Genomic DNA, 14,989 nt, shown 5'->3' with positions numbered 1-14,989 from the left:
CTACCCATGCACCTTCTTTGCCGCCCGTCCGATCTGGGCGAGGGCCAGAGCCGTGGCTTCAAGGCCGCAGGCATCGACCTGTTCGGCGTACGTCGCCAGGGCCGCGTCTACCTGTACCGCAACCGCTGCCCTCATCGTGGCATCGGCCTGAACTGGGAGGCAGACCAATTCCTGGACCCCAGCGCCCAACTGATCGCCTGCGTTCATCACGGCGCACTGTTCGTGCCGGAGTCCGGTGAATGCGTGGCCGGCCCCTGTACCGGGGATGCATTGCAGGCCCTGGACTGCCGGGAAGACAGCCAGGGCATCTGGCTCATTACGTGAGCATCACCGGCAATGCGCGGTCGATGCTGATCTGCTCGCCGTCCAGGTGCACGCCGTAGGCCAGCACCTCGACACCTTCGGCTGCCGCTGCACGCAAGGCCGCGGCATAGGCGCTGTCGATTTCCTCGGCCGGGCGCACCGCATCGATGCCGCTCAGGTTCACGCAATACAGTTGCACCGCCCGCACGCCCTGGCGCACCAGTGCCGACAGTTCGCGCAGGTGCTTGGCGCCACGTTGGGTCACCGCGTCGGGAAACGCCGCCACCCGCGAGCCGTCGAAGCCCAGGGTCACGCTCTTGACCTCGACATAGGCCGGCCCTGTGGGGTACTCCAGGCGAAAATCGATGCGGCTGCGTTCCTCGCCATAGGCCACCTCCCGCCGGAGCGCCGTGAAGCCGGCCAGCTCGGTGATGCGCCCGGCGTGCAGCGCCTCTTCGACGATGGCATTGGCCCGCCCGGTGTTCACACAGGCCAGCCGGCCTTGCGGGGTCTCGGCGATTTCCCAGGTGCCCGGCAATTTGCGCTTGGGGTCGCTGGACCGACTGAACCAGACCTTGCCGCCCTCCAGCATGCAGTTGAGCATCGACCCGGTGTTGGGGCAGTGGATGGTCATCTGTTCGCCGTTGGCCAGTTCGATGTCGGCCAGAAAACGCTTGTAGCGCCGCAGCAGGCGCGCCTGCTCAAGTTCGGGGAAAAAACGCATCAGCCTTGCCAACTCCGCAAACCGCGGGCGATCCGCTCGACCGCCTGCTGCAGGCGCGGCAGGCTCTGGGTGTAGGCAAACCGCACATGGTGCCCGGCCTGGTGACGACCGAAGTCCAGGCCCGGGGTGAAGGCTACGTGCTCGGTTTCGAGGAAGTGCTGGCAGAACGCGAAGGCATCACCGCCGAACGCGCTGATATCGGCGTACAGGTAGAACGCCCCTTGCGGTTCCACCGCGATACCGAAGCCCAGCTCGCGCAGGGCCGGCAACAGGAAGTCGCGACGCCGCGCGAACTCGGCGCGACGCTCCTCGAAAATCGCCAGCGTGCGCGGTTCGAAACAGGCCAGCGCAGCATGCTGGGCCATGCTCGGCGCACTGATGTAGAGGTTTTGCGCCAGCTTCTCCAGGTCGGCGACCGCTGCAGGCGGCGCTACCAGCCAACCGAGGCGCCAGCCGGTCATGCCGAAATATTTTGAGAAACTATTCAGCACGAAGGCTTCGTCATCGACTTCCAGCACGCTGGGGGCGTCGATGCCGTAGGTCAGGCCGTGATAGATCTCGTCGACCACCAGGTGGCCATTGTGCGCACGGGTGGCCTGCGACAGGCTGGCCAGTTGCTCGCGGTCGAGCACCGTGCCGGTGGGGTTGGCGGGCGAGGCCACCAGTGCACCGACGGTCTCGTTGTCCCAGTAACGCTCGACCAGGTCGGCATTGAGCTGGTAGTTGGCCTCGGGGCCGACCGGCACCAGTTGCGCACCGCCCTCGACCAGGCGCAGAAAGTGCCGGTTGCACGGGTAGCCCGGGTCGGCCAGCAGCCAGTGCTTGCCTGGGTCGACCAGCAGGCTGGCCGCCAGCAGCAAAGCGCCCGAGCCGCCCGGGGTGATCAGGATGCGTTGCGGGTCGATGTTCACCCCGTAACGCTGGGCATAGAACCCGGCAATCGCCTCGCGCAGCGCAGGCAGGCCGCGTGCCGCGGTGTAGCGCGTGTGGCCTGCGGCCAGGGCAGCCTGGCCGGCTTCGACGATGGGCGCGGCAGTGGTGAAGTCCGGCTCGCCGATCTCCAGGTGGATCACGTCATGCCCGGCTGCCTGCAGTTCGTTGGCCCGCGCCAGCAGCGCCATGACATGAAAGGGTTCGATGGCGCGACTGCGCGCACTGTAGGGCTGGGCCATGGCCTTCTCTCAAATGGGTCTAAAATGATGATTCTACCCATGCATGGGAACGAACGTGTGGGTAAAGCCGTGGTCAACCGGGGAGACAACCGGGAGTAGCGCGCCCCGATTCGATCTGGTAAGTTCGGCGGCTCGCAGTCGCAGGGCCGGCGGGCGCCGGAGATGGAGAAGCCTGCGCAATGGATTAGAAGAGTGAGAGGCGGTCTATTCATGTCCACCCAAGAAAAGAAACAAACCGTTCAAGCCGTTGGCGACTTCACCCCCTATGAAGCTGGTAAGGGTGAGGAGTACATGAGCGATGACATGCGGGCCCACTTTGTCTCCATCCTGAACAAGTGGAAGCAGGACCTGATGAAGGAAGTGGATCGGACTGTAGACCACATGAAGGAAGAGGCAGCCAACTTTGCCGACCCGGCAGACCGTGCCAGCCAGGAAGAAGAATTTGCGCTGGAACTGCGCAATCGTGACCGCGAGCGCAAGTTGATCAAGAAGATCGACAAGACGCTGCAACTGATCCAGGACAAGGACTACGGCTGGTGCGAAGACTGCGGTGTTGAAATCGGTGTGCGCCGCCTGGAGGCCCGCCCTACCGCCGACAAGTGCTTCGACTGCAAGAACCTTGCGGAAATCAAGGAAAAACAGGTCGGCAAGGCCTGACCTGAACAGAACGGGGCGCTCAAGGCGCCCCGTTTCATTTATGGCTGTCGGATCTACCCGCCTGTGATGAACACCCCGCGCTACATCGGGCGCTTCGCCCCCACCCCCAGTGGTTTTCTACATTTCGGCTCGCTGGTTGCCGCCCTCGCCTCGTGGCTGGACGCACGCGCGGTGGGCGGGCAATGGCTGCTGCGCATGGAAGACATCGACCCGCCGCGCGAAGCCCCCGGCGCCCAGGCCGCCATCCTGCACACTCTGGAAAACTACGGCCTGCACTGGGACGACGCAGTGGTGTACCAGAGCCAGCGTCACGACGCCTATGCCGCCGTGGTGCAGCGCCTGTTCCAGCAGGGCCTGGCGTACGCCTGTACCTGTTCGCGCAAGCAGCTGGAAGGGTACAACGGTATCTATCCGGGCCTGTGCCGCAACCTGGGCCACGCCCAGGAGGACGCGGCCATTCGCCTGCGCGTGCCCGAGCTGAGCTATCACTTCACCGACCGTCTGCAGGGCCGCTTCGAGCAGCACCTGGGACGCGAGGTGGGCGACTTCGTGATCCGGCGCCGCGATGGCCTGTACGCTTACCAGCTGGCAGTGGTGCTGGACGATGCCTGGCAAGGCGTGACCGATATCGTGCGCGGCGCCGACCTGCTCGACAACACCCCGCGCCAGCTGTACCTGCAGGAGCTGCTGGGCCTGTCGCAGCCGCGCTACCTGCATGTGCCGCTGATCACCCAGCCCGACGGGCACAAGCTGGGCAAGTCGTATCGCTCGGCACCGTTGCCGGCGGACCAGGCCACACCCTTGCTGTTGCGGGCCTTGCGTGCGCTCGGCCAACCGGTCGAGGCGGGCATGGCGCTGGGTACGCCGAGCGAGGTACTCGCGCACGCCGCCCAGCACTGGAATACCGACGCCCTGCCCCGGCGCCTGAGCGTGCCGGAAGCCGACCTTCATTGATCGCTGCCCACTGCTGATACAGGCGCTGAGCCCTTCGCTGGCAGGCCAGCGCCCATCGGTGCACCGTTGCCCTCCAGGCCAGTACAGAACCTGGACAGCGAAGAGGCCGGAACAGCTTGCACAAAGCCCAACAAATTCAATTCGTTGGGCATTCTGGCGAAGGTCGTTTGCAGGCACCGGCCCTTCCGTTACCATCGACGCCGATTTGCGCCAATAATAAGCCCAGGCACGCAGCGTCCACAGCCAACGAGGCCCGCATGTACATCTATCGCTTGGTCCTGCTTCTGGTAGTGGGGATCTACCTGTTCTCCCCGGCCATCATGGACTGGTGGATCGAACCCACCGGCGCCTGGTATCGCCCCTACCTGCTGTGGCTGATCCTGATCGTCGTGACCTTTATCCTGCAGAGCCAACGTGATGCCGATGAGCTTTAGCCTGACCCAGATGATCCTGATCAGCGCCGCCTACCTGCTGGTGCTGTTCGGCGTGGCCTGGATCAGCGAGCGCGGCATGATCCCGCGCTCGATCATTCGCCACCCACTGACCTATACCCTGTCGCTGGGCGTGTACGCCAGTGCCTGGGCCTTCTACGGCACAGTCGGCCTGGCCTACCAGTACGGCTACGGTTTCCTGGCCTGCTACCTGGGAGTGTCCGGTGCATTCCTGCTCGCCCCGGTGCTGCTCTATCCGATCCTGAAGATCACCCGCACCTACCAGCTCTCGTCGCTGGCCGACCTCATCGCGTTCCGCTTTCGCAGTACCTGGGCCGGCGCCCTCACCACGATCTTCATGCTGATCGGCGTGCTGCCGCTGCTGGCCCTGCAGATCCAGGCCGTGGCCGACTCCATCAGCATCCTCACCGGCGAGCCGGTCAAGAGTCGCGTGGCCCTGGCCTTCTGCGCCATGATCACGCTGTTCACCATCTTCTTTGGCTCACGCCATATCGCCACCCGCGAGAAACACGAGGGGCTGGTGTTCGCCATCGCCTTCGAGTCGGTGGTCAAGCTGCTGGCGTTGGGCGGCATCGGCCTGTATGCGCTGTACGGGGTGTTCGGCGGCCCGCACGAGCTGGAGGTGTGGCTGCTGCAGAACCAGACCGCCCTCGCCGCGCTGCACACACCCTTGCAGGAAGGCCCGTGGCGCACCCTGCTGCTGGTGTTCTTCGCCTCGGCCATCGTGATGCCGCACATGTACCACATGGCCTTTACCGAGAACCTCAACCCGCGCTCGCTGGTCAGCGCCAGCTGGGGCCTGCCGCTGTTCCTGCTGCTGATGAGCCTGGCGGTACCGCTGATCCTGTGGGCCGGGCTCAAGCTGGGCGCCAGCACCAGCCCGGAATACTTCACCCTGGGCCTGGGCATCGCCGCCAACAATCAGGCCCTGGCGCTACTGGCCTACATCGGCGGGCTATCCGCCGCCAGCGGGCTGATCATCGTCACCACCCTGGCGCTGTCGGGCATGGCGCTGAACCACCTGGTGCTGCCGCTGTACCAGCCGCCGGCCGAAGGCAACATCTATCGCTGGCTGAAATGGACGCGCCGCGCGCTGATCGTGGCGATCATCGCCGCCGGTTTCGGCTTCTATCTGCTGCTCGGCGCCCAGCAGGACCTGGCCAACCTGGGCATCGTCGCCTTCGTTGCCACCCTGCAGTTCCTGCCAGGCGTGCTGTCGGTGCTGTACTGGCCCACCGCCAACCGGCGCGGCTTCATCGCCGGCCTGCTGGCGGGGATCCTGGTGTGGATGGTGACCATGCTGCTGCCGCTGGTGGGCAACCTGCAGGGCTTCTACATTCCGCTGCTGAACATGATCTATGTGCTCGACGACACCAGCTGGCACATGGCGGCGATCGCCTCGCTGGCGGCCAACGTGCTGCTGTTCACCCTGATCTCGCTGTTCAGCAACGCCAGCGCCGAGGAAGTCGCCGCCGCCGAGGCCTGCGCCGTGGATAACGTGCGCCGTCCGCAACGGCGCGAACTGCACGCCGCCTCGCCGCAGGAATTCGCCACCCAGCTGGCCAAGCCGCTGGGCGCCAAGGCCGCGCAGAAAGAAGTCGAGCAAGCCCTGCGCGACCTGTACCTGCCCTTCGACGAACGCCGCCCGTACGCCCTGCGACGCCTGCGCGACCGCATCGAGGCCAACCTGTCGGGCCTGATGGGCCCCAGCGTGGCACAGGACATGGTCGAGACCTTCCTGCCGTACAAGTCGGGCAGCGAGAACTACGTGACCGAAGACATCCATTTCATCGAGAGCCGCCTGGAAGACTATCACTCGCGCCTCACCGGCCTGGCCGCCGAGCTCGATGCCCTGCGCCGCTACCACCGCCAGACCCTGCAGGAGCTGCCCATGGGCGTCTGCTCGCTGGCCAAGGATCAGGAGATCCTGATGTGGAACAGGGCCATGGAAGAGCTGACCGGCATCCCCGCCAAGCGTGTGGTCGGCTCGCGCCTGACCACCATCGGCGAACCCTGGCGCGGCCTGTTGCTGGGGTTCATCAACGTGCCCGACGAGCACCTGCACAAGCAGCGCCTGGGCCTGGACGGGCAGACCCGCTGGCTCAACCTGCACAAGGCGGCCATCGACGAGCCCCTGGCACCGGGCAACAGCGGCCTGGTGCTGTTGGTGGAAGACCTCACCGAAACCCAGATGCTCGAAGACAAGCTGGTGCACTCCGAGCGCCTGGCCAGCATCGGCCGCCTGGCCGCCGGGGTCGCCCACGAAATCGGCAACCCGGTCACCGGCATCGCCTGCCTGGCGCAGAACCTGCGTGAAGAGCGCGAGGACGACGGCGAGATCACCGAGCTGAGCAGCCAGATCCTGGAGCAGACCAAGCGCATCTCGCGCATCGTCCAGTCGCTGATGAGCTTCGCCCACGCCGGCAGCCACCAGCACAGTGACGAACCGGTGTGCCTGGCCGAAGTGGCGCAGGATGCCATCGGTCTGCTGGCCTTGAACCGGCGTAATTTCGAAGTACAGTTCTTCAACCTGTGCGACCCCGAGCACTGGGTCGACGGCGATCCGCAGCGCCTGGCGCAGGTACTCATCAACCTGCTGTCCAACGCCCGCGATGCATCGCCGGCCGGCACGGCGGTACGGGTCAAGAGCGAAGCCAGCGAGCACACCGTCGACCTGATCGTCGAGGACGAAGGCAGCGGCATTCCGAAGAGCATCATGGACCGGCTGTTCGAACCCTTCTTCACCACCAAGGATCCGGGCGAAGGCACCGGGCTGGGGCTCGCTCTGGTCTATTCCATCGTGGAAGAGCATTATGGACAAATCACCATCGACAGCCCGGCCGATACTCAAAGCCAGCGTGGCACCCGGATCCGTGTGACCCTGCCGCGTCATGTCGTAGCGACGTCCGCTGTGAACTGAGACCGTCGAGAGAATTGAATCAATGCCGCATATTCTGATCGTCGAAGACGAAACCATCATCCGCTCGGCCTTGCGTCGCCTGCTCGAACGCAACCAGTACCAGGTCAGCGAAGCCGGCTCGGTACAGGAGGCCCAGGAACGCTTCAGCATTCCGAGCTTCGACCTGATTGTCAGCGACCTGCGCCTGCCCGGCGCACCGGGTACCGAGCTGATCAAGCTGGGCGAAGGCAAGCCGGTGCTGATCATGACCAGCTACGCCAGCCTGCGCTCGGCCGTCGACTCGATGAAGATGGGCGCAGTGGACTACATCGCCAAGCCCTTCGATCACGACGAGATGCTCCAGGCCGTCGCCCGCATCCTGCGCGACCGCCAGAACGCCCCCGCCGCCCCTGCCGAGCGCAGCAGCGCCGGCGCCAAGGCGGCCCCGGCGGACAAGCCGGGCAATGCCAATGGCGAAATCGGCATCATCGGCTCGTGCCCGCCGATGCAGGACCTGTACGGCAAGATCCGCAAGGTCGCGCCCACCGACTCCAATGTACTGATCCAGGGTGAATCGGGTACCGGCAAGGAGCTGGTGGCGCGCGCGCTGCACAACCTGTCACGCCGGGCCAAGGCGCCGATGATTTCGGTCAACTGCGCGGCGATCCCCGAAAGCCTGATCGAGTCCGAGCTGTTCGGTCACGAAAAGGGCGCGTTCACCGGCGCCAGCGCCGGCCGTGCCGGCCTGGTCGAAGCGGCCGACGGGGGCACGCTGTTTCTCGACGAGATCGGCGAACTGCCGCTCGAAGCCCAGGCCCGCCTGCTGCGCGTACTGCAGGAAGGCGAGATCCGACGGGTGGGCTCGGTGCAATCGCAAAAGGTCGATGTGCGCCTGATTGCCGCCACCCACCGCGACCTGAAGAACCTGGCCAAGGTCGGCCAGTTCCGCGAAGACCTTTACTATCGCCTGCACGTGATCGCCCTCAAGCTGCCCGCCCTGCGCGAGCGTGGCGCCGACGTCAACGAGATCGCCAATGCGTTCCTCGCCCGCCAGAGCGCACGCATCGGGCGCAACGACCTGAAGTTCGCCCATGACGCCGAACAGGCCATTCGTCATTACTCCTGGCCGGGCAACGTGCGAGAGCTGGAAAACGCCGTGGAGCGCGCGGTGATCCTGTGCGAAAGCCCGGAAATCTCTGCCGACCTGCTGGGCATCGACATCGAGCTGGCCGACCTGGAAGACGATGACGTGTTCGCCGGCCTGCCGTCTGCCGGTGGCGCCGCCAGCAACACCAGCCACGAACCGACCGAAGACCTGTCACTGGAAGACTACTTCCAGCACTTTGTACTCGAACACCAGGACCACATGACCGAGACCGAGCTGGCCCGCAAGCTCGGTGTCAGCCGCAAATGCCTGTGGGAACGTCGTCAGCGCCTGGGTATCCCGCGGCGCAAGAGCGGGGCCACCAGCGAAAGCTGAGCCAGCACGCGCACCGGTGTTACCGGCAGGTAACACCAGGGCGTGTGAAAAAAATGTTACCTCACGCTGATCACGTAACAGATACCGGGGCATACGGTAACGAATCCCCGGTTTTTTTATGCCCGCCAGACGCCCCCAAAACCGCCTAACCCCTTGTTTTACTGGGGTTTGCAAAAGTTGGCACGGCACCTGCTATATGTTCGGTACAAGAACAATAACAAGCACTGCAAAAGACAATAAAAATAAGACGAATCGGCTCACGCACAATAAGAACAAGACGGCGGAGGCGCAGCTAACTGATTCTTTTGGAGAGGAGTTGTATTTGGGGCTTGCCCCACAACCAGGCAGAGAACAACAAAAACTGCACTCAAGCAGGGCCTGAACTGGTTGGATCGCATGATCACTGCAACCTCAGCGACCAAAGCAATCCGTTTGCTCTTGACTCCCGGTTAGGGAGAACACCCACAAGCCTTGCGGTTTTGTGGGTAGGGCACTCAACAAAAACAAGAAGCCCGGCAAAAGAACAATAAGAGCATGCAACTACTTCTTGGGGAGCTTCGGCTCCCCTTGTAGTTTCCGGCTTTCAGCCCGCCCGATGCACCCGCCTACACCATCCTTCGAGTAAATGCTAGAATCCCCGCCCATCATGCGGCCATTCTTCGTTTTTGGCCGAACATTCCTTCAAACAGTGCATCCCATGCTGAAGAAGTTGTTCCAGTCATTCCGTCCTACCGTGCGTGGCCAGCACCACATTCGCACCACGCCCGAAGTGATCAATAGCGGCCAGCATTCACTGCAACGTGGCCAGTTCAGCCGCCACGCGGTGAACATCGTCGAGCGCCTGCAGAACGCAGGCTACCAGGCCTACCTGGTCGGCGGTTGCGTTCGCGATCAACTCCTGGGCATTACCCCCAAGGACTTCGACGTCGCCACCAGTGCCACCCCCGAACAGGTCCGTGCAGAGTTTCGCAACGCCCGGATCATCGGCCGGCGGTTCAAGCTGGTGCATATCCATTTCGGTCGCGAAATCATCGAAGTCGCCACCTTCCGCGCCAACCATCCCGAGGTCGAGGAAGAGAACAGCCACACCTCTTCACGCAACGAGAGCGGGCGCATCCTGCGTGACAATGTATACGGCACCCTGGAAGAAGACGCGCAGCGCCGCGACTTCACCATCAATGCCCTGTACTACGATCCGGTCAGCGAGCGCATTCTCGATTACGCCAACGGCGTGCACGATATCCGCAACCGTCTGATCCGCCTGATCGGCGACCCTGTGCAGCGTTACCAGGAAGACCCGGTACGCATGCTGCGGGCCGTGCGCTTCGCGGCCAAGCTCAACTTCGGTATCGAAAAGCACACCGTGCAACCGATCCGCGAGCTGGCCCCGATGCTGCGTGAAATCCCTGCCGCACGCCTGTTCGAAGAAACCCTGAAGCTGTTCCTGTCCGGCTATGCGGCCGACACCTTCGAGATGCTGGTCGACCTGCAACTGTTCGACCCGCTGTTCCCGGCCAGTGCCCAGGCGCTGGAAGACCAGCCGACCTACACCCACACCCTGATCAGCCAGGCGCTGATCAACACCGACCTGCGCATCAAGCAAGGCAAGCCGGTCACCCCGGCCTTCCTGTTCGCCGCCATGCTCTGGCCGGCGCTGCCAGGGCGTGCCCTGCGCCTGCAGAGCCGCGGCATGCCGCCGATCCCGGCCCTGCAGGAAGCCGCCCACGAGCTGATCGCCGAACAGTGCCAGCGCATTGCGATCCCCAAGCGCTTCACGATGCCGATCCGCGAGATCTGGGACATGCAGGAGCGCCTGCCACGGCGCAGCGGCAAACGTGCCGACCTGCTGCTGGACAACCCGCGCTTTCGCGCCGGCTACGACTTCCTGCTGCTGCGCGAGAGCGCGGGCGAGGAAACCGACGGCCTGGGCCAATGGTGGACCGACTACCAGGACTGCAACGACAGCGAGCGCCGCGACATGATCCGTGACCTGGGCAGCCGCGACGACGGCGCCGGCGCGGGCCCGCGCAAACGCAAGCGCAGCCCGAGCAAGCGCAAGCGCGCCGACGGCGCAGGCGAGTAACGCCGCATGGTGCGTGCCTACATCGGCCTGGGCAGCAACCTGGCCGACCCGCAACAGCAACTGCGCAGCGCCCTCGAGGCGCTGGGCCGGTTGCCGGGTTCGCAACTGGCCGGTGTGTCGTCGTTCTACGCCAGCGACTCGCTGTCGCCTGGCCAGCCGCGCTACACCAACGCGGTTGCGGCGCTCGATACCTCGCTGGCGCCGCTGGCGCTGCTCGATGCCCTGCAGGCCATCGAGGCCGACCAGGGCCGCGAACGCAAGGAACGCTGGGGCCCACGCACCCTGGACCTGGATATCCTGCTGTATGCCGATCAGGTGCTCGACGAGCCGCGCCTGAAGGTTCCCCACTACCACATGCACGCACGCCCGTTCGTGCTGTACCCCCTGGCAGAGCTGGTGCCCGGCGACTTCTGCCTGCCCGACCAGCGCCCCCTCGCGCAATGGCTGGCAGAATGCCCGTTCGTTGGCCTCAAGCGCCTGTAACCGGGCGCTCCCCCACGCGGTAACGCCCGTAACAGCGCCTTCGTAACAATGCGGTAACAGGGTAATTGACTTCAGTCTTCGTGCTCACGACTATAGGCGTCCCGCAGCGCCCCGGCGCCGCATAAGGCGTATATAGGCCTGGAACAGGGTTGTACTCCAAACACCACAATCGATGATGTGCTGTTCCAGTAGATGAATACACGCGTTGTACGCAGTCGTTTTTCACAGCGCCTGAACGAGGATTCCTTTCATGCCAGAAGTAACCCTGACCACCCTGCAAGGCCTCAAGGCCAAGGGCGAGAAAATAACCATGCTGACCTGCTATGACGCGACCTTTGCCAAGGTGGCGAGTCAGGCCGGCGTGGAAATATTGCTGGTGGGTGACTCCCTGGGCATGGTCCTGCAGGGCCATGACAGCACCTTGCCGGTGACCAACGCCGAAATGGCCTACCACACCGCCTGCGTCAAGCGCGGCAACCAGGGTGCGCTGATTCTGGCCGACCTGCCCTTCATGGCCTGCGCCACCACCGAGCAGGCCTTCGCCAATGCCGGCGCACTGATGCAGGCCGGCGCGCACATGGTCAAGGTCGAGGGCGCCGCCTGGCTGGCCGAGACCATTCGCCTGCTGGCCGAACGCGGCGTGCCGGTGTGTGCGCACATGGGCCTCACGCCGCAGACCGTGAACATCCTGGGCGGCTACAAGGTCCAGGGCCGCCAGGAGAACCAGGCACGGCAGATGCGTGCCGACGCCATCGCCCTGGAGCAGGCCGGCGCAGCCATGCTGCTGCTCGAATGCGTGCCCAGCGAGTTGGCGGCGGAAATCACCCAGGCCGTGACCATTCCGGTCATCGGCATCGGTGCCGGCAGCGCCACCGATGGCCAGGTACTGGTGATGCACGACATGCTCGGCCTGTCGCTCAGCGGCCGCGTGCCCAAGTTCGTGAAGAACTTCATGCTCGGCCAGCCCGACATTGCCGGTGCTTTCGGTGCCTACGTGCAAGCCGTCAAGGGCGTGACCTTCCCCGGCACCGAACATGGGTTCAGCGCATGAATACCGTCAAGACCATCCTTGAACTGCGCGCTGCGGTCGCCCGCGCACGCAGCGAGGGCAAGCGCATCGGCTTCGTGCCCACCATGGGCAACCTGCACAGCGGGCATGCCGCGCTGGTGACCAAGGCCGCGCAGCGGGCCGATTTCGTGGTGGCGAGCATCTTCGTCAACCCGCTGCAGTTCGGCGCCAACGAAGACCTCGACAAGTACCCGCGCACCCTCGCCGCCGACCAGGAAAAACTCCTGCAGGCCGGCTGCCACCTGCTGTTCACCCCCAACGTCGAAGAAATGTACCCCGACGGCATGGCGTCCCAGACCCTGGTCAGCGTTCCGCACCTGTCCGAAGGGCTGTGTGGCGCCAGCCGTCCCGGGCACTTCGAGGGTGTTGCCACGGTGGTCAGCAAGCTGTTCAACATGGTCCAGCCCGACCTGGCCGTGTTCGGCCAGAAGGACTTCCAGCAACTGGCGGTGATCCGCGCGCTGGTGCGCGACCTCAACCTGCCCATCCAGATCATCGGCGAGCCGACCGTGCGCGCCGAGGACGGCCTGGCCCTGTCGTCGCGCAACGGTTACCTGACCGACGCACAACGTGCCACTGCGCCCACGATCTACCGCACCCTGAGCCGGATCGCCCAGGCAATCGGCCAGGGCCGCCGTGACTTCGAGGTGCTGATCGCCGAAGGTCGGCAACAACTGGTGGAGGCCGGCTTCAAGCCCGACTACCTGGAAATCCGTCAGGCGCTGAACCTGCGCCCGGCAGCGGCGCACGACCGCGACCTGGTGATTCTGGTAGCAGCGGTACTGGGCGCCACGCGCCTGATCGACAACCTGCACCTGAACCTCGACGAACAGTGACAACGCACCCGGCCGGGCTGCCGGGCAATTAACCTGCCACACTGGAAACGGGCCCGTCTTTCCAGTGTCAAAGGCAGTTCACGTACCAAGGAAACCTGCAGCGATGGCGTACTACCGCACCCCCCACGATGTCACTACGCTGCCCGCCTGGCAGGCGCTCCAGCAACACCGCAGCGCCATGCAGGGCTTCAGCATGCGCGATGCGTTCAACGCCAACCCGCAGCGCTTCGAGCAGTTCAGCCTGAGCAGCTGCGGGCTGTTTCTGGACTATTCGAAAAACCTCATCGACCACCAGACCCGCGACCTGCTGGTGGGGCTGGCCAATGAAGTGGGCCTGCAGGACGCGATCAAGTCGCTGTTTGCCGGCGAAATCGTCAACGCCTCCGAAGGCCGCCCGGCCCTGCATACCGCGCTGCGGCGCCCGGTGGGCGACAAACTGAGCGTCAATGGCGTGAACATCATGCCCGACGTGCACAAGGTGCTGAATCAGGTCACCGAGCTGGTGGGGCGCATCCACGACGGCCTGTGGCGCGGCTACAGCGAAAAGCCGATCACCGACGTGGTCAACATCGGCATCGGCGGCTCGTTCCTCGGCCCGGAGCTGGTCTCCGAGGCCCTGCTGCCCTACGCCCAGCGCGGCGTGCGCTGCCACTACCTGGCCAATATCGACGGCAGCGAATTCCACGAGCTGTCGGCCAAGCTGCGTGCCGAGACCACGCTGTTCATCGTGTCGTCCAAATCCTTCAATACCCTGGAAACCCTGAAGAACGCCCAGGCGGCTCGGGTCTGGTACCTGGCCCAGGGTGGTTCGGAAGCCGAGCTGTACAAGCACTTCATCGCCGTATCGAGCAACAAGGCCGCTGCGGTGGCCTTCGGTATCCGTGAAGAGAACATCTTCCCGATGTGGGACTGGGTAGGCGGACGCTATTCGCTGTGGTCGGCCATCGGCCTGCCGATCGCCCTGGCCATCGGCACCGCCAACTTCAAGGAGCTGCTGTCGGGTGCCTACACCATGGACCAGCACTTCCAGACCGCACCGTTCGAGCAGAACATGCCGGTACTGCTGGCCTTGCTGGGCGTGTGGTATGGCAACTTCTGGGGCGCCCAGAGCCACGCGATCCTGCCGTACGACCATTACCTGCGCAACATCACCAAGCACCTGCAGCAACTGGACATGGAGTCCAACGGCAAGAGCGTGCGCCAGGACGGCACCCCGGTCGACCACGACACCGGGCCGGTGATCTGGGGCGGCGTGGGCTGCAACGGCCAGCATGCCTATCACCAGTTGCTGCACCAGGGCACCCAGCTGATCCCGGCCGACTTCATCGTGCCGGTGGTGAGCTTCAACCCGGTGGCAGACCACCACCAGTGGCTGTACGCCAACTGCCTGTCCCAGAGCCAGGCGTTGATGCTCGGCAAGACCCGCGCCGAGGCCGAGGCCGAGCTGCGCGAAAAGGGCATGGCCGAAGCCGAGGTGCAGCGCCTGGCGCCGCACAAGGTGATCCCGGGCAACCGTCCGAGCAACACCCTGGTGGTCGAGCGTATCAGCCCGCGGCGCCTGGGCGCGCTGGTGGCGATGTACGAGCACAAGGTGTTCGTGCAGAGCGTGGTGTGGGGCATCAATGCCTTCGACCAGTGGGGTGTGGAGCTGGGCAAGGAACTGGGCAAGGGCGTGTACCAGCGCCTGACCGGCGGTATCGAAGAGCCGGCCGAAGATGCCTCGACCCAGGGCCTGATCAACTACTTCCGCGGGCGTCACCGGGGCTAAGGGCTACACTGTCGGGATGTTGTTATCCCCATCGCGAGCCAAGCCCGCTCCCACAGGTACGATGCACACCGCGTGGGAGCGGGCTTGGCCCGCGATGGGAGCGACACCT

General features: G+C 64.6%; 13 protein-coding genes. 11 read left to right on the top strand and 2 right to left on the bottom strand.

Going from position 1 to position 14,989, the window contains the following annotated elements; genetic code table 11:
- The first annotated feature begins 6 nt into the window (after positions 1 to 6).
- Positions 7 to 324 carry a Rieske (2Fe-2S) protein gene (locus QMX96_RS11860; protein ID WP_058540543.1) on the top strand — a complete coding sequence of 106 codons (318 nt, stop codon included), beginning with the start codon at positions 7 to 9 and terminating at the stop codon, positions 322 to 324.
- Here QMX96_RS11860 and sfsA read toward each other — a convergent pair.
- Positions 317 to 1,027: a DNA/RNA nuclease SfsA gene (sfsA, locus tag QMX96_RS11855; protein ID WP_229590463.1), complete on the bottom strand. Its 711-nt coding sequence runs from the start codon at positions 1,025 to 1,027 to the stop codon at positions 317 to 319. The two genes, QMX96_RS11860 and sfsA, sit on opposite strands and share 8 nt — an antisense overlap.
- Complete coding sequence (locus QMX96_RS11850; RefSeq protein WP_078481321.1) at positions 1,027 to 2,199, bottom strand: pyridoxal phosphate-dependent aminotransferase; 1,173 nt, start codon at positions 2,197 to 2,199, stop codon at positions 1,027 to 1,029. The genes sfsA and QMX96_RS11850 overlap by 1 nt, the downstream gene beginning before the upstream one ends.
- Before the next feature lie 210 nt (positions 2,200 to 2,409).
- Between QMX96_RS11850 and dksA the strand changes: the two genes are divergently transcribed.
- The 10 genes from dksA (at position 2,410) to pgi (ending at position 14,880) form a co-directional block, all read left to right on the top strand.
- Positions 2,410 to 2,856 carry an RNA polymerase-binding protein DksA gene (dksA, locus tag QMX96_RS11845; RefSeq protein ID WP_043863802.1) on the top strand — a complete coding sequence of 149 codons (447 nt, stop codon included), beginning with the start codon at positions 2,410 to 2,412 and terminating at the stop codon, positions 2,854 to 2,856.
- A 66-nt stretch (positions 2,857 to 2,922) separates the two neighbouring features.
- Positions 2,923 to 3,810 carry a tRNA glutamyl-Q(34) synthetase GluQRS gene (gene gluQRS / locus QMX96_RS11840; protein WP_282361832.1) on the top strand — a complete coding sequence of 296 codons (888 nt, stop codon included), beginning with the start codon at positions 2,923 to 2,925 and terminating at the stop codon, positions 3,808 to 3,810.
- 257 nt (positions 3,811 to 4,067) lie between these two features.
- Complete coding sequence (locus QMX96_RS11835) at positions 4,068 to 4,244, top strand: hypothetical protein (protein ID WP_003250005.1); 177 nt, start codon at positions 4,068 to 4,070, stop codon at positions 4,242 to 4,244.
- Positions 4,228 to 7,182, top strand: coding sequence for a sensor histidine kinase (locus QMX96_RS11830; protein ID WP_162484883.1), 2,955 nt, complete (start codon positions 4,228 to 4,230; stop codon positions 7,180 to 7,182). The genes QMX96_RS11835 and QMX96_RS11830 overlap by 17 nt, the downstream gene beginning before the upstream one ends.
- A 22-nt stretch (positions 7,183 to 7,204) precedes the next feature.
- Complete coding sequence (locus tag QMX96_RS11825) at positions 7,205 to 8,641, top strand: sigma-54 dependent transcriptional regulator (RefSeq protein WP_043863805.1); 1,437 nt, start codon at positions 7,205 to 7,207, stop codon at positions 8,639 to 8,641.
- A gap of 697 nt (positions 8,642 to 9,338) precedes the next feature.
- Positions 9,339 to 10,724, top strand: coding sequence for a polynucleotide adenylyltransferase PcnB (locus QMX96_RS11820; RefSeq protein ID WP_043863806.1), 1,386 nt, complete (start codon positions 9,339 to 9,341; stop codon positions 10,722 to 10,724).
- Positions 10,725 to 10,730: 6 nt separating this feature from the next.
- A complete protein-coding gene (gene folK, locus QMX96_RS11815; protein ID WP_282361831.1) occupies positions 10,731 to 11,207 on the top strand; it encodes a 2-amino-4-hydroxy-6-hydroxymethyldihydropteridine diphosphokinase in 477 nt (158 codons plus the stop codon).
- A 250-nt stretch (positions 11,208 to 11,457) separates the two neighbouring features.
- The gene (gene panB / locus QMX96_RS11810) at positions 11,458 to 12,258 is read left to right on the top strand and encodes a 3-methyl-2-oxobutanoate hydroxymethyltransferase (RefSeq protein WP_043863808.1); all 801 of its coding nucleotides are present in this window, start codon (positions 11,458 to 11,460) and stop codon (positions 12,256 to 12,258) included.
- Positions 12,255 to 13,112 (top strand): pantoate--beta-alanine ligase, encoded by an 858-nt coding sequence (panC, locus tag QMX96_RS11805; protein WP_123753470.1) that lies wholly within the window; start codon positions 12,255 to 12,257, stop codon positions 13,110 to 13,112. Before panB ends, panC begins: the two co-directional genes overlap by 4 nt.
- A 103-nt stretch (positions 13,113 to 13,215) precedes the next feature.
- On the top strand, positions 13,216 to 14,880 hold the full coding sequence (gene pgi / locus QMX96_RS11800; protein ID WP_255001672.1) for a glucose-6-phosphate isomerase: 1,665 nt from the start codon (positions 13,216 to 13,218) through the stop codon (positions 14,878 to 14,880).
- The last annotated feature ends 109 nt before the right edge of the window (positions 14,881 to 14,989 follow it).

The sequence above is a fragment of the Pseudomonas sp. PS01300 genome (assembly GCF_029960155.1).
Taxonomy (GTDB): domain Bacteria; phylum Pseudomonadota; class Gammaproteobacteria; order Pseudomonadales; family Pseudomonadaceae; genus Aquipseudomonas; species Aquipseudomonas palmensis.
This window is presented reverse-complemented; position numbering and strand designations above follow the sequence as displayed.